At 69.1% G+C, this 14,723-nt stretch carries 17 protein-coding genes; all 17 read right to left on the minus strand.

The window, feature by feature from the left end:
* Positions 1 to 47: 47 nt before the first annotated feature.
* The 17 genes from ABH931_RS05940 to ABH931_RS06020 all read right to left on the minus strand — a co-directional run bounded on the left by ABH931_RS05940 (position 48) and on the right by ABH931_RS06020 (position 14,710).
* The gene (locus tag ABH931_RS05940; RefSeq protein ID WP_370110592.1) at positions 48 to 695 is read right to left on the minus strand and encodes an IS5 family transposase; all 648 of its coding nucleotides are present in this window, start codon (positions 693 to 695) and stop codon (positions 48 to 50) included.
* A gap of 42 nt (positions 696 to 737) precedes the next feature.
* Positions 738 to 1,310 (minus strand): cob(I)yrinic acid a,c-diamide adenosyltransferase, encoded by a 573-nt coding sequence (locus tag ABH931_RS05945; RefSeq protein ID WP_370110594.1) that lies wholly within the window; start codon positions 1,308 to 1,310, stop codon positions 738 to 740.
* 9 nt (positions 1,311 to 1,319) lie between these two features.
* Positions 1,320 to 1,781: a MarR family winged helix-turn-helix transcriptional regulator gene (locus ABH931_RS05950; RefSeq protein WP_370110596.1), complete on the minus strand. Its 462-nt coding sequence runs from the start codon at positions 1,779 to 1,781 to the stop codon at positions 1,320 to 1,322.
* Complete coding sequence (locus tag ABH931_RS05955) at positions 1,778 to 2,257, minus strand: DUF2550 domain-containing protein (protein ID WP_370110598.1); 480 nt, start codon at positions 2,255 to 2,257, stop codon at positions 1,778 to 1,780. Before ABH931_RS05955 ends, ABH931_RS05950 begins: the two co-directional genes overlap by 4 nt.
* Positions 2,258 to 2,402: 145 nt before the next feature.
* Entirely contained in the window at positions 2,403 to 2,774 is a 372-nt protein-coding gene (locus ABH931_RS05960; RefSeq protein WP_370110600.1) for a F0F1 ATP synthase subunit epsilon, read from the minus strand.
* A 122-nt stretch (positions 2,775 to 2,896) separates the two neighbouring features.
* Positions 2,897 to 4,342, minus strand: coding sequence for a F0F1 ATP synthase subunit beta (gene atpD / locus ABH931_RS05965; protein WP_370110601.1), 1,446 nt, complete (start codon positions 4,340 to 4,342; stop codon positions 2,897 to 2,899).
* A 1-nt stretch (position 4,343) separates the two neighbouring features.
* Complete coding sequence (locus tag ABH931_RS05970; protein ID WP_370110602.1) at positions 4,344 to 5,255, minus strand: F0F1 ATP synthase subunit gamma; 912 nt, start codon at positions 5,253 to 5,255, stop codon at positions 4,344 to 4,346.
* 25 nt (positions 5,256 to 5,280) lie between these two features.
* Positions 5,281 to 6,855: a F0F1 ATP synthase subunit alpha gene (atpA, locus tag ABH931_RS05975; RefSeq protein ID WP_370110603.1), complete on the minus strand. Its 1,575-nt coding sequence runs from the start codon at positions 6,853 to 6,855 to the stop codon at positions 5,281 to 5,283.
* Positions 6,856 to 6,992: 137 nt separating this feature from the next.
* Entirely contained in the window at positions 6,993 to 7,808 is an 816-nt protein-coding gene (locus tag ABH931_RS05980) for a F0F1 ATP synthase subunit delta (protein WP_370110604.1), read from the minus strand.
* The gene (locus ABH931_RS05985; protein WP_370110605.1) at positions 7,805 to 8,359 is read right to left on the minus strand and encodes a F0F1 ATP synthase subunit B; all 555 of its coding nucleotides are present in this window, start codon (positions 8,357 to 8,359) and stop codon (positions 7,805 to 7,807) included. Before ABH931_RS05985 ends, ABH931_RS05980 begins: the two co-directional genes overlap by 4 nt.
* Positions 8,360 to 8,397: 38 nt before the next feature.
* Positions 8,398 to 8,646 carry an ATP synthase F0 subunit C gene (atpE, locus tag ABH931_RS05990; RefSeq protein ID WP_370110606.1) on the minus strand — a complete coding sequence of 83 codons (249 nt, stop codon included), beginning with the start codon at positions 8,644 to 8,646 and terminating at the stop codon, positions 8,398 to 8,400.
* A gap of 99 nt (positions 8,647 to 8,745) precedes the next feature.
* Positions 8,746 to 9,561 carry a F0F1 ATP synthase subunit A gene (gene atpB / locus ABH931_RS05995; RefSeq protein WP_370110608.1) on the minus strand — a complete coding sequence of 272 codons (816 nt, stop codon included), beginning with the start codon at positions 9,559 to 9,561 and terminating at the stop codon, positions 8,746 to 8,748.
* A 184-nt stretch (positions 9,562 to 9,745) separates the two neighbouring features.
* A complete protein-coding gene (locus ABH931_RS06000; RefSeq protein WP_370110609.1) occupies positions 9,746 to 10,186 on the minus strand; it encodes a hypothetical protein in 441 nt (146 codons plus the stop codon).
* A gap of 134 nt (positions 10,187 to 10,320) precedes the next feature.
* Positions 10,321 to 11,694: an MraY family glycosyltransferase gene (locus ABH931_RS06005; protein WP_370110610.1), complete on the minus strand. Its 1,374-nt coding sequence runs from the start codon at positions 11,692 to 11,694 to the stop codon at positions 10,321 to 10,323.
* 119 nt (positions 11,695 to 11,813) lie between these two features.
* Complete coding sequence (glyA, locus tag ABH931_RS06010; RefSeq protein ID WP_370110612.1) at positions 11,814 to 13,100, minus strand: serine hydroxymethyltransferase; 1,287 nt, start codon at positions 13,098 to 13,100, stop codon at positions 11,814 to 11,816.
* A 279-nt stretch (positions 13,101 to 13,379) separates the two neighbouring features.
* The gene (locus ABH931_RS06015; protein ID WP_370110961.1) at positions 13,380 to 14,036 is read right to left on the minus strand and encodes a protein-tyrosine-phosphatase; all 657 of its coding nucleotides are present in this window, start codon (positions 14,034 to 14,036) and stop codon (positions 13,380 to 13,382) included.
* 26 nt (positions 14,037 to 14,062) lie between these two features.
* The gene (locus ABH931_RS06020; RefSeq protein ID WP_370110614.1) at positions 14,063 to 14,710 is read right to left on the minus strand and encodes an L-threonylcarbamoyladenylate synthase; all 648 of its coding nucleotides are present in this window, start codon (positions 14,708 to 14,710) and stop codon (positions 14,063 to 14,065) included.
* Positions 14,711 to 14,723 lie beyond the last annotated feature (13 nt).

Genomic DNA, 14,723 nt, shown 5'->3' on the forward strand with positions numbered 1-14,723 from the left:
CAGCCCTACGACGAGACGAAGGCCTTCGCAACTCCGCTATCGGAAGATCAACCTGCCGCAGTGGCTTGACGCTTATCCGCGTGGGATGTCTTGTCAGCTCGAACTCGATCCGGGCGGGTGCGTGGTCGGCCGGCCCCGGGCCGGGGGACGCGGATGGCTTCCAGGACCGGGACGAACTGTGGGCTGTCGCCGCGCTGACCAGCTGTGACCAGGATCGACAGCGGTTTCTGGCCCTGTTCGCAAGCCAGGTGGATCTTCGTGGTCCAGCCTCCGCGTGAGCGTCCGAGCCCGTGGTCGTCAGGCTCGGTGGCGACGCCCCCGGGTGGTTCGTTCTGCTCGTGCCCGGCCCTGCGGGCACCGGCAGCGTGCTGGTGGGCCCGGCAGATCGTGGAGTCGACGTTGACCTCCCAGACGATCCCTCCGGCCGCATCGGCACGAGCCTGCAGGGCCGTGAACACAGCCGCCCACACGCCACGACGTTGCCATCGCCGGAAGAGTCCGTAGACGGTCTGCCAGGGGCCGTACTCCGCAGGGAGATCCCGCCACGGCGCCCCGGTCCGCACCCGCCAGCGGATCCCGTCGATCAACTTCCGCTGAGACACCGCCCGCCGCCCCACCTCGGACACCGGCAACAGCGGCTCCAGCACGGCCCATTGCTCATCACGAAGATCCCCACGCCCCACAGCGAAGATCATCGCGGCAGCAGGGCGCAGGAATCACTGGTTCTAAAACACTGCCTAGCGGTTCTCCCCCGGCACCCACAGCACGTCGCCCACCGACTTGTTCGCCGAGCGCGCCAGGATGAACAGCAGGTCGGAGAGGCGGTTGAGGTACTTCGCCGTGAGCGGGTTGATGCCGTCGCCGTACTCCTCGATCGCGGCCCAGGTGCTGCGCTCCGCTCGCCGCACCACGGTGCAGGCGACGTGCAGGTAGGCGGCGCCGGGGGTGCCGCCGGGGAGGATGAAGCTGCGCAGCTTCTCCAGCTCGGCGTTGAAGCGGTCGCAGTCCGCCTCCAGGCGGTCGACGTAGGACTGGAGCACGCGCAGCGGCGGGTACTCGGGGTCCGGAGCCACCGGCGTCGCGAGGTCCGCGCCGACGTCGAAGAGGTCGTTCTGGACGCGCGTCAGCACGGCCGCGATCTCCTCGTCGAGCGAGCCGCAGGCGAGGGCGACGCCGATGGCGGCGTTGGCCTCGTTGCTGTCGGCGTAGGCGGCGAGGCGGGTGTCCGTCTTGCGGGTGCGGCTCATGTCGCCGAGCGCGGTGCTGCCGTCGTCGCCGGTCCGGGTGTAGATGCGCGTGAGGTTGACCATGGCGGCAGCCTAGTCCCGCAGGGTCGGGTCCAGATCGGTCAGCAGGCCCTGCAGGGAGCGCCGCTGCGCGGCGGTGAGATGGCCGAGGACCTCCCGGTCCAGGCGCGGGACGTGGGCCTCCAGGCCCAGCCGCAGCGCCTCCACGCCGGCCCCGGTCATCCGGACCAGATAGGCGCGCCCGTCCTCGGGGTCGCGCGAGCGCTCGATCAGGCTCTTGCGCTCCAGCCGGGCGACGAGCTTGGTGGTGCCGGCGGAGGTGAAGCCCATGGTCTCGCCGACACGGGTGGCCATGCCGCAGGCGTCGGGGAAGCGGGCCAGCCGCAGCAGGAACTCGAACTCGGAGCCGTCCAGGCCCGTGGCGTCGGCGATGTCGTGGCGCAGCCGGTCGTTGATCAGCCGGTAGACGTTGCCCATCAGGCCCCACAGGACCACGCCCTCGTGCTCGACGAGATCGTCGAGGCCGTCCGTCACGCGACGTTGACCCGCTGGCCGGGGGGTGCGGCCTCCAGCCAGGCCAGGAAGCCGGTGAGCGCGTCCTCGCTCATGGCGAGCTCCAGCGGCTCTCCGGCATGCGTGCAGCAGAGCACGACGGCCCCGGAGAGGAGCGCCAGCTCCTCCTGTCCCTGCGGGGTGCGCCGCTCGACGACCTCGATCAGCGAACGCTGCAGCACCCGGCGCGGGCGCGGGGCCCAGCTGAAGACGCGGAACCACTCCACCGCGTCGTTGTTGTAGCGGGCGATCCCGAAGATCCAGCCCTTGCCACCTGCCTCGTCCTCCGCCTCGGCGGAGTCCTGCCCCTCGGCCGGGGCCGTCGGCACGTCCAGGCGCGCCGAACAGTCGAAGGTGCCGCCGGGTCTCTGGATCAGACGCCGCCGTACCGCGAAGGCCCCCAGCGCGAGCAGGCAGACCAGCAGCACCGCGATGACGGTCACCACCGCGAGCACCATGCCCGGCTCCCTCCTCGTCGACCCGCCCCGAGTCGACGACCTTCACACGTGCACAACTGATACAGCAGTCCCGGGGTCACCACAGGTGCCCCGGGACTGCCGGTGAAGCTCGTGTCGCTCAGACGCTCCGCGCAAGCGGCGTGTCTCAGCGGCCGGTCGCCGCGAGAAGCCGGACCTCGGCGCGGCGCTGGGCCGCCGCCTCGGACTCGGCCTTGGCGCCCGCCAGGGCCCGCTCGGCGCGGTCGACGTCGATCTCGTCGGCCAGCTCCGCGACCTCGGCCAGGATCGACAGCCGGTTGTCCGCGAAGGACAGCAGGCCGCCGTGCACCGCCGCGACCACCGTGGTGCCGTCCGCCTGGCGGATGGTCACCGGCTGGGGGTCCATGGCACCAAGGACCGGCGTGTGGTTCGGCTGGATGCCGATGTCACCGGACTTGGTACGGGCAAGGACGATCGTGGCCTCGCCCGACCAGACCTTTCGGTCGGCCGCGACCAGCTCGACGTGCAGCTCAGCCACCGTGGGCTCCTCGGTCTCGACCCCCCGCCGTGAAGCGGGGGTGGGAAAAAGAATAACGGGTGGGACAGGGGCGGACCCAACCAGCGGTCGGGCCGCCCCTGTCCCTCACTGCCCGAAGGCGATTACTTCTTGGCGAGCTCGGCGGCGTTGCGCTCGAGGTCCTCGATGCCACCGCACATGAAGAACGCCTGCTCCGGGACACCGTCGTACTTGCCGTCGGCGATCGCGTTGAACGCGTCGATCGTCTCGGACAGCGGCACGGTGGAGCCGTCGACGCCGGTGAACTGCTTGGCGACGTAGGTGTTCTGCGACAGGAAGCGCTCGATGCGGCGCGCCCGGTTGACGGTGACCTTGTCCTCTTCGGACAGCTCGTCCATACCGAGGATCGCGATGATGTCCTGGAGGTCCTTGTACTTCTGGAGGATCCCCTTGACACGCACAGCGGTCTCGTAGTGGTTGGCCGAGATGTACCGCGGGTCGAGGATGCGGGACGAGGAGTCCAGCGGGTCCACGGCCGGGTAGATGCCCTTCTCCGAGATCGGACGGGAGAGAACCGTCGTCGCGTCGAGGTGGGCGAAGGTGGTGGCCGGGGCCGGGTCGGTCAGGTCGTCCGCGGGGACGTAGATCGCCTGCATCGAGGTGATCGAGTGACCGCGGGTCGAGGTGATGCGCTCCTGGAGCTGACCCATCTCGTCGGCCAGGTTCGGCTGGTAACCCACCGCGGAGGGCATACGGCCGAGCAGGGTCGACACCTCGGAACCGGCCTGGGTGAACCGGAAGATGTTGTCGATGAAGAGCAGCACGTCCTGGCCCTGCACATCGCGGAAGTACTCCGCCATGGTCAGCGCGGAGAGCGCGACGCGCAGACGCGTGCCCGGCGGCTCGTCCATCTGGCCGAAGACCAGCGCGGTCTTGTCCAGAACGCCCGAGTCGACCATCTCGTGGATGAGGTCGTTGCCCTCACGGGTGCGCTCGCCGACGCCGGCGAACACGGACACACCACCGAAGTTCTCGGCGACGCGGTAGATCATCTCCTGGATCAGCACGGTCTTGCCGACACCGGCACCACCGAACAGACCGATCTTTCCACCCTGGACGTACGGGGTGAGCAGGTCGATGACCTTGATACCCGTCTCGAACATCTCGGTCTTGGACTCGAGCTGGTCGAAGTTCGGCGCCTTGCGGTGGATCGGCCAGCGCTCGGTGACCTCGGCGTTGAACGCCTCACGGTCGACGTTGAGCACCTCGCCCAGGGCGTTGAAGACCTTGCCCTTGGTGATGTCGCCGACCGGCACCGAGATCGCGGAGCCGGTGTCGGTGACCGTGGCACCACGGGTCAGACCGTCGGTGGGCTGCATCGAGATGGCCTTGACCATCCCGTCGCCCAGGTGCTGCGCGACCTCGAGGGTCAGGGTCTTCTTGCCGGTGCCGTCGGGCGCGTCGATCTCGACGTGCATGGCGTTGAACATGTCCGGCATGGCGTCGACGGGGAACTCCACGTCGACGACCGGGCCGATGACCCGCGCGACGCGGCCCGTCGCCGTGGCCGTCTCTACAGTGGCAGTCATTTCAGTCACTCCCCGCGTTCGCATCGGCCAGGGCGCTCGCGCCACCGACGATCTCGCTGATTTCCTGGGTGATTTCGGCCTGGCGGGCCGTGTTGGCGAGTCGCGTGAGCGACTTGATGAGCTCGCCGGCGTTGTCCGTCGCGCTCTTCATCGCGCGGCGGCGGGCGGCGTGCTCGGAAGCAGCCGACTGCAGCAGCGCGTTGTAGATCCTGCTCTCCACGTACCGCGGCAGCAGGGCGTCCAGGACGCCCTCGGCCGACGGCTCGAAGTCGTAGAGCGGGAACGGTCCCTGCTCCTCCGCGTTGGCCTCGGTCTCAGCCAGCGACAGCGGCAGGAGGCGGGCCTCCACCGGGTTCTGGGTGAGCATCGAGACGAACTCCGTCGAGACGATGTGGAGCTCGTCCACACCGCCCGCCGAGGTCTCCGTCACGAACGCGTCGATCAGGGCCGCGGACGCCTCCTTGGCGTCCTGGTACGTCGGCTTGTCGGAGAACCCGACCCACGAGCCCGCGACCGCGAGGTTGCGGAACCCGTAGTAGCTGACGCCCTTGCGGCCGATCACGTAGGTGTCGACAGCCTTGCCCTCGGCCTTGAGCCGCTTGGTCAGGTCCAGCGCCGCCTTGATGGCGTTGCTGGAGTAACCACCGGCCAGACCGCGGTCCGCGGTGACCACGAGGACGGCGGCGCGCGTGGCGTCGACCGGCTCGGTGGTCAGCGGGTGCTTGGCGTTCGACCTCGTCGCGACCGCGGTCACCGCACGGGTGAGCTCGTTCGCGTACGGGGAGGAGGCGGCCACCGCGCGCTGCGCCTTCATGATGCGCGACGCGGAGATCATCTCCATCGCCTTGGTGATCTTCTTCGTCGCGGTGACAGAGCGGATCCGGCGCTTGTAGACCCGAAGCTGTGCTCCCATGGGTCGTTACGTCCTTTCCGACTCGTCAGGCGTCTTCGCCGAGGAGCGCACCGGTGTGCGTGGTGAACTCGCGCTTGAACGCCGTGATGGCCTCGACCAGCGACTCGATCGTGCCGTCCTCGAGCTTCTGCGTCTCGACGATGGTGGTCAGGACGCCCTTGTGCTCGCGGCGCAGGTAGTCCAGGAACTCACGCTCGAACTTGCGCACGTCCGCGACCGGGACCTCGTCCAGACGGCCCGTGGTGCCGGCCCAGATCGAGACGACCTGCTCCTCGACCGGGAACGGCTGGTACTGGCCCTGCTTCAGCAGCTCGACCAGGCGGGCGCCACGCTCCAGCTGGGCCTTGGAGGCCGAGTCCAGGTCGGAGGAGAAGGCGGCGAACGCCTCCAGCTCGCGGTACTGGGCCAGGTCCAGGCGCAGACGGCCGGCGACCGACTTCATCGCCTTGATCTGGGCGGAGCCACCGACGCGGGAGACCGAGATACCGACGTTCACGGCCGGGCGAACGCCGGCGTTGAACAGGTCGGACTCCAGGAAGCACTGGCCGTCGGTGATCGAGATGACGTTGGTCGGGATGTACGCCGAGACGTCGTTGGCCTTGGTCTCGATGATCGGCAGACCGGTCATCGAGCCGGCGCCCAGCTCGTCGGAGAGCTTCGCGCAGCGCTCCAGCAGGCGGGAGTGCAGGTAGAAGACGTCACCCGGGTAGGCCTCGCGGCCCGGCGGACGACGCAGCAGCAGCGACACGGCGCGGTAGGCCTCGGCCTGCTTCGACAGGTCGTCGAAGATGATCAGGACGTGCTTGCCGTCGTACATCCACTCCTGGCCGATGGCGGAGCCGGTGTAGGGGGCCAGGTACTTGAAGCCCGCCGGGTCCGACGCCGGGGCGGCGACGATGGTGGTGTACTCGAGCGCACCGGCCTCCTCCAGCGCTCCGCGAACGGAGGCGATGGTGGAGCCCTTCTGGCCGACGGCGACGTAGATGCAGCGGACCTGCTTCTTCGGGTCGCCCGAGCGCCAGTTGTCGCGCTGGTTGATGATCGTGTCGATCGCCACCGCGGTCTTGCCGGTCTGGCGGTCGCCGATGATCAGCTGACGCTGGCCACGGCCGATCGGGGTCATCGCGTCGATGGCCTTGATGCCGGTCTGCATCGGCTCGTGCACCGACTTGCGGACCATGACGCCCGGAGCCTGCAGCTCCAGCGCGCGGCGGCCGTGGGCCTCGATCTCGCCGAGTCCGTCGATCGGGTTGCCGAGGGGGTCCACCACGCGGCCGAGGTAGCCCTCGCCGACCGGGACGGACAGCACCTCGCCGGTGCGGCGGACCGTCTGGCCCTCCTCGATCCCACTGAACTCGCCGAGGACGACGACACCGATCTCGCGGGTGTCGAGGTTGAGCGCGAGGCCGAGGGTTCCGTCCTCGAACTTCAGCAGCTCGTTGGCCATGACCGAGGGAAGACCCTCGACCTTGGCGATGCCGTCAGCCGTGAAGGTGACGGTGCCGACCTCTTCACGCGAGGCGGCATCCGGCTGGTACGACTGGACGAAGTTGTCCAGCGCGTTCCGGATCTCCTCCGGCCGGATCGTGAGCTCCGCCATCTGGGTTCCCTGCTCTCCTAGTTGCGTCCTCGGCCCGCCCGTGGAGGGCCGCAAGTATTCGACTCTCGGTCAGGTCCCTCAATGAGGCTCTGACCGTCCTCTGTTGTGTACCGACCGAGGGTCGGGATGCGGCTTTCTCAGCCGGCCAGGCTCCGGTTCGCGGAGTCGAGACGACCCGCGATGGTGCCCTCGATGATCTCGTCGCCGATCTGGACCCGGACTCCGCCGAGGACCTGCGGGTCCACGTCGAGGTTCAGGTGCACCGGGTGACCCGCGAGGGTCTCCAGGGAGGCGGCGAGGCGCTGCTTCTGTGCGTCGGACATCGGCACGGCGGTGGTCACCAGCGCGACCACGCGACCGCGACGGCCGGCGGCCAGGCGGGAGTACTCCTCCAGGCCACTCTCCAGGCTACGACCACGCGGCTGCGTCACCAGCGAGGTGACCAGCGCGACCGTCGCGGCCTTGGCCTTGCCGCCGAGCAGGTTCGCGACCAGCTCCGCCTTGGCGGAGGTGGAGGCGGCGTTGTCGGTGAGCGCGGAGCGGAGCTCCAGGTTGCCCGCGACCACGCGGCCGAAGCGGAACAGCTCGTCCTCGACGTCGTCCAGCTCGCCGGCCTTGTCGGCGCCGATGATCAGCGCCAGCGCCGAGAGCTGCTCGGTCGCGTCCGACAGGTCGCGTCCGGCGCTCCAGCGGGAGCGGACCATGCCCGAGAGCAGGTCGACCGTCTCGGCGCCGACCTTGCCCTGGAGCAGGTGGGCGACCAGGTCGGCCTTGGCCTGACCGGGGGCGGCCGGGTCCGTCAGGATGCGCCGCAGCGTGACCTCGCGGTCCAGCACCCGGGTCACGTCCTGCAGGTCGCTCGAGAGCGCCGCGACGTCGACGGACGTGTTGTCCGTCAGCGCGTCGAGCTGCTCACGGGCGGCCGCGGTGGACTGCCGGGTGGCGCCGCTCACTTGGCACCCGCCGACTCCGCAGCCTTGGCCTCAAGCTCGTCAAGGAAGCGGTCGATGGTGCGGCTCTGGCGGGCGGAGTCCTCGAGGGACTCGCCGACGACCTTGCCGGCCAGGTCGAGCGAGATGCGGCCGATGTCGTGCCGCAGCGCGGTGGTCACCTGACCACGGGTGCGCTCGATCTCCGCCTGGGCGTGGGCGACGGTGACGGCAGCCTGACGCTGCGCCTCCTCGCGGGCCTCGGCGATGATCATGGAACCCTGCTCACGGGCGTGCTCGGTGATCCGAGCGGCCTCGTGACGAGCCTCCGCGAGCTGGGCCTTGTACTCCTCCAGCGTCCGGGTGGCCTCGGCCTGCGCCTCAGCCGCCCGCTCCAGGCCACCCTCGATCGCGTCGCGCCGCTCCTCCAGAGTCTTCTGGATGTTGGGCAGGAGCTTCTTGCCGAGGACGCCGAAGACGATGAAGAAGGCGATCAGGCCGATGATGAGTTCCGGCATGGCGGGGATGAGGGGGTTCTGAGGCGCCTCATCCGCCAGCATGTTGCTCAGCAGCATGTCTGAACCTTTCGTCGAGCGTGGCTACTGGGTTCGACTCAGGCCGAGAAGATGAAGGGAACGACCAGGCCGAGGAGCGCCAGGACCTCACAGAGGGCGAAGCCGAGGAACATGTTCTGGCGGATGATCGGCATGGCCTCGGGCTGACGGGCCATGGCCTCGATCGAGTGACCGAAGACCAGACCGATACCGACACCCGGGCCGATGGCGGCGAGGCCGTAGGCGACGGCACCCAGGTTGCCCTTGACGCCGGTGGCGGCAGCGGCGATCTCGAAAGCAGCAGACATGGTGACCCTTGTCCTTCTTGTGATGCGATCCGGCGGGGGGCTTCCCACCGGAAGTCTTATGGGTTGGTAATGCGGTGTGAGCTCAGCGATCCGCGAGGATCAGTGGCTCTCCTCCAGCGCTCCGCTGATGTAGAGCGAGGCGAGCAGCGTGAAGATGTACGCCTGCAGGAACTGGATCAGAACCTCGAAGGCGGTCATGCCGATCGCGAGGACGAACGACGCGCCGGAGAACGCGGCCATGATCGACGGCGTCAGCAGGTACCAGGTCGCGACGGAGAACATCACGATCAGCATGTGGCCGGCGAACATGTTGGCCCACAGTCGCACCGCAAGGGTGAACGGACGCGTGATGACGTTCTGGAGGAACTCCAGGAAGACGATGAGCGGCACCAGGGGCTTGGGCAGACCCTCCATGTACGTCAGGTGCTTCCAGCCGCCGGCGAAACCGTGCGTCTTGAAGGTGAGGTACATGTAGGTGATCCACACCAGCAGCGCCAGGGCCACCGGGTACGCGAAGCGCGAGGCCACCGGGAACTGGGCGAGCGGGATGATGGACATGATGTTCATCAGCCAGACGAAGAAGAAGATCGACGTCAGGAAGGGGACGAACTTGTCACCCTTCTTACCGATCACCTCACGCGCGATGTTCCGCGCGATGAAGTTGTAGCCGATCTCGCCGACCAGCTGCAGCTTGCCCGGGACCAGCTTCGGCTTGCGGAACGCGGCCCAGAAGAAGCCGACGACCAGCAGCATGCAGATCAGGGCCAGCAGCATCGGCTTCGTGAAGTCGAAGCTCCCGATGCTGAAGATCGGCTTGAAGTTGAAGGAGTTGAGCCCCGGGGCCGGGAAACCACAACCAGAGGGGGTGATGTGACACCCGCTCGCAATGATGGCGGTGGTGGAGGGGTTACTCACCCTTGACTCCTTCGTCGTGAAGCATCAGAACTGCAACCTTGTGTGTCGGCACGACGGAAGCCGCCGCGTTGGCACCGTGATCGGGTTGTCCGGGGCCGCACAGGCCGCTTGACGCTCGTGGTCGCGCGGGGGGCTCCGGAATCCGGACGATAGCAGATGTCTTGGTACTACCTTTACGCGGGCCTTACGTTCCGGCCTTGCCCCCGGGCTTGTCCCCAGGCTTGGGGCCGGCCGTGGGGTCCACGTAGAGGGTCTTGCTCTTGAGCGTGAACCAGACCTGTCCGCCCACCCAGGCCAGCAGGGTGGCCAGGAGCGAGAAGCCGAAGGCCTTGCCGTTGAAGAACGAGGCGTGCTTGAACACCACGATGAAGACGCCTGCGAGCAGCATCTGCACCGCGTAGACCAGAAGACCGCCGGTCAGGACCAGCTGGGGCTTGTCCTTGGTGAGCCGCATCAGAGCCGCGAACCCGCCCGCGAAGACCACCACGACCACGGCCAGTGCCACCAGGGCACCGATCAGTCCCTTGGAACCCGCCAGCACGGTGCTGAGCACCAGGGCGAGGATGCCGACGGGCGTCGCCACGAGGGCGCAGCCGCGCAGGATCCGGGCGTCGCTGGACAGCATCGTCAAAGCTCCGGGGGGTGGGGTCGAGCGGAGGGGATCATCAGGAGGCAGGGGTCGAACGACCTTCTCCCATAAGGTCCTTCGGCAGCTCTCCTGATGTCGTGAACGGTATCACAAGCTATTTGGTGCAGTCTTTACTTTCTTGGTGTGCTCCTTGACACAGGGGCCGCCCCACCGGCGGATCGTCCCGATGTGCCCGAATGGTGACGCAGCGCGTGGGAGCCTGTTCCGATCTTGTCCAACAGGTCCTCATCTGCGATGGAGAGGCTCGCACCAGAGGAAATGGGCTCCCCGGCGATCTCCTTTACCGTCTCTTCGGTAAGAACATCCCTTACCTTTACGCTCCGTCGGTACCGGGGCGGAACGAAGCGCTCCACCATGCGCGGCGCGTGCGGCCGGAACCGCGGGAAGAGCAGCATCAGGATGCCGAGCGCACAGAGGCCCAGCAGGAAGTTGAGCGCGAGGCGCTCGGTGCGGTTGACCGAGAACGCGACCGTGCCGAAGGCCAGCAGCGCGGACCAGAAATACATGATCAATACTGCGCGGCTGTGGGAATGCCCGAGTTGCATCAGTCGGTGGTGCAGATGCTGCTTGTCCGCGGCGAATGGGGACTTTCCGGCCCAGGTCCGGCGAACCACCGCAAGAATGAGATCCGCGAGCGGAATCGCGATCACCGTGAGCGGCAGCAGCAGCACGATGTAGATCGGCACCATCGCGTGCACGGCCGAAGTCTGGCTCTGGGTCTGCGCGGTGATCACGTCGGGGTCGACCCGGCCGGTGATCGAGATCATGCAGACGGACAGCACGAGGCCGAGCAGCAGCGCGCCCGAGTCCCCCATGAAGATCCGCGCGGGATGGAAGTTGTGCGGCAGGAAGCCCAGCACCATGCCGACCAGGATCACGCTGAACAGCGCGGCCGGTGCCGCGTCGGGCACCGAGAAGCCGTACCAGAGCCGGTAGGCGTAGACGAAGAACGCCCCGGCCGCGATGCAGACCATGCCGGCCGCGAGGCCGTCCAGGCCGTCGATGAAGTTCACCGCGTTCACGCTGATCACGACGAGCGCGACGGTGATGAAGGAGCCCCACTGGTCGGTGACGGCGACGGTGCCCACACCGGGGATCGGCAGCCAGAGCACGGTGAGGCCCTGGTAGACCATGACGCCGGCGGCGACCATCTGCCCGCCGAGCTTCACCAGGGCGTCCACGCCCCACTTGTCGTCGAGCACGCCCAGCACCCACATGATCGTGGCGCCGGACAGCAGAGCGGGCACGTCACTGGAGTTCTGGAAGACGTAGTGCAGCGCCGACAGGTGGTCGGCCGTGAGCAGGCCGGCGCAGAGACCGCCGAACATGGCGATCCCGCCGAGTCGTGGCGTCGGCTCCTTGTGCACGTCGCGGTCGCGGACGGCCGGCATGGCGCCCGCGATGATGGCGAACTTCCGTGCCGGACCGGTCAGCAGGTAGGTCACCGCTGCGGTCACGCAGAGCGTCAGCAGGAACTCACGCACCAGAGTCCTCCTGTGCTGCGCTGGACACCCCCGTGGTATCGGCAGAGCATAGCCGCCCTGCCTTTGGCGCGAAGAGGCAATGCGCTCGGGAATGGAGGTGCGTCACGTGCACACCCTATTCACCTGGACGCAGACTCCCCGCATTGCGGTTTTGTCGACAGACCAGGAAAACGCACCGCGAGGGCGCGGACGCGCAGGGTCAGCGCCTCCGGTGCCACGCCGGTGGCTGCCGTGTGGATCAGCTCGGCGATCTCCGACATCTCCGGCTGTCCCATGCCGCGGGTGGTGACGCTGAGCGTCCCGGTCCGCAGCCCCGAAGCGGCCGTCGGCGCCGCCTCCTCGTAGGGCACCGCGCAGTGCCCGAGCAGCAGGCCCGCGCCCTCGCACCGCCGCTCGACCTCGCGGCCGGTCAGGCCCAGGGCCCGCGCGTCCACGGTGACCAGGTGGGTGTCGGTCCCGCCGGTGAGCGGCCGCAGGCCGTACCCGTCGAGGGCGTCGGCGAGCCGCTGCGCGTTGCGCACGGTGCGGTGGGCGTAGTCGGCGAAGGCGGGCGTCGCCGCCCGGCCGAGGGTGTAGGCCTTGGCGGCCATCTGGTTGACCATGGGCCCGCCCTGGATGAACGGGAAGACGGCCCGGTCCACCCGCTCGGCCAGCTCCCTGCTCGACAGGAGCAGCCCGCCGCGCGGCCCGCCCAGCACCTTGTGGGTGACACCGCAGACGATGTCCGCGTACGGCACGGGCGAGGTGATCACCCCGGCGGCGGACAGGCCCAGCGTCTGCGCGGCGTCCGCGACGAGGTAGGCACCCACCTCGTCCGCGATCCGGCGGAACCCCTCCCAGTCGATCGCGCGCGGGTAGGAGATCGCCCCGGCGACGATCACCTTGGGCCGCAGGGCGCGGGCCTGGTCGCGCACCTGGTCGAGGTCGATCAGCCCGTCGCGCTCGCGCACGCCGTAGCCGGAGACGGAGAACCACTTGCCGGAGAAGTTCGCGGAGGAGCCGTGGGTCAGGTGCCCGCCGTGGGCCAGCGACATGGCCAGGACGGCGTCGCCCGGCCGCAGCAGGGCCGCGGCGGCGGCGAGGACGGCGACGGAGCCGGAGTACGGCTGCACGTTCGCGTGCTGGGCGCCGAAGAGCGCTTTGGCGCGGGCCACGGCGAGCGCCTCGACCCCGTCGGAGGGCCCGCAGCCGGTGTGATGCCGGCGCTCGGGGTACCCCTCGGCGTACTTGTCCGCGAACGTGCTCCCCAGCAGCGCGAGCACCCGCGGCGAGGCGTCGTTCTCCCCGGCGAGGAGGTTCACCTGATGGGCGCGACGGTCGTCCTCGGCGGCCACGAGGACATCGAGATCGGGATCCGGCACGTCGGCCAGACCGGCAGTTCGGGACTCTTCCGTGAGCGTCGCCATGGCCGCATGCACCTCCGGAGGTCACGCTACGCCGGGAGGGACGTCGCAGCATCCAGGGACGCGAGGACGTGCGCGCGGTGAGCCGGTTGCAGCACCTCAGGGCCGCGGGGACTGCGCGGGCAACCACCCGGGGAGCTGAGTCCCCGAACGAGGAGGGCCGTCCGCACACCAGTGGTTGCTCGCGCCCACGCAGGGGGCACCTCAGGGGCACCTCCCGGCCGAAGGCCGGGAGAGGAGCCGCATATCGGCAGGGCCGCGCGCCCCTGGACAGTGCAGGGCTTACACCCGGACTCGGCTGACTCCGGTCAGGGCCGTCACGATCGGGTCCAGGGCGTCGAAGATCTCCTCGCCGCAGTTACGGAACATCCCGATCGGTGCTCCGTACGGGTCATCGACCTCGTCCGCCTCCGGGGAAGCCGCGAGCAGCCAGCCACGCAGCGCCGCCGCGGCCCGCACGAGAACCCGCGCGCGCTCGGCCAGGGCACCCGGCCCGACGCAGTCCGGCAGCGTCGCCGGATCGATCGCGCGGACCAGCCGGGTGAACTCCTTCAGCGTGAACGTCCGCAGGCCCGCGTCGTGGCCCATGGAGATCACCTGGGCCCGGTGGTCCCGCGTAGCGGTCAGCACCAGGTCCGCCTCGATGACGTGGTCGTCCAGGAGCTCGCGGCCCACGAAGCCGGTGGAGTCCGCGCCGAACTCGGCGAGGATCTCCGCCGCGTGGGTCTCCATCGGGGCACCCTCGTGCCCCCACGTGCCGGCGCTCTCGACGGATATCTCCGTCTCCGCGTCCCCGCCCAGACGGAGCGTCAGCTCGTGCCGGGTCAACCGCTCCGCCATGGGCGAGCGGCACACGCCGCCCGTGCACACGTAGAGGATGCGGAACGCGCCGAAGCGCCGCTCCGCGAGGTCGTGGTGGAGCCGCGGGACGGGACGTATCGGGGGCCGGAGGCGATGGCGGCCGGTCAACTGCCGGCCTCCACGTCGGGTACAACCTCTCGCAGCTGCTCCAGGGAGACCGCACCCGCGCGGCGCAGGACAGGGATCTTGCCGGTGACGTCGACGATCGTGGACGGGACGGCGTGGTCCGCGCGGCCGCCGTCGAGGTAGACCGAGACGGACTGGCCCAGCTGCTCCTCGGCCTCGTCGCAGGTGGCCGGGGACGGGCCGCCGGTGAGGTTCGCGCTGGAGACGGCGAGCGGGCCGGTGGCGTTCAGCAGCTCGATCGCGACGGGGTGCAGCGGCATGCGCACGGCGACGGTGCCGCGGGTGTCGCCCAGGTCCCAGCGCAGCGACGGCTGGTGGCGGGTGACCAGCGTCAGGCCGCCCGGCCAGAACGCGTCGACGAGCTCCCACGCGGACTCGGAGAAGTCCGTGACGAGCCCGTGCAGTGTCGTCGGGGAGCCGACCAGGACGGGGGTGGGCATGCTGCGCCCGCGGCCCTTGGCCGCCAGCAGGCCGGCCACCGCGTCCCCGGAGAACGCGTCGGCGGCCAGGCCGTAGACGGTGTCGGTGGGGATGACCACCAGCTCGCCCCGGCGGATCGCCGAGGCGGACTCACGCAGACCGGCAGCACGCTCGGTCGCGTCGGAGCAGTCGAAGCGACGACTCATCGGTGGATCCCTT

It is taken from the genome of Streptacidiphilus sp. MAP12-33 (genome assembly GCF_041261265.1).
GTDB lineage: Bacteria > Actinomycetota > Actinomycetes > Streptomycetales > Streptomycetaceae > Streptacidiphilus.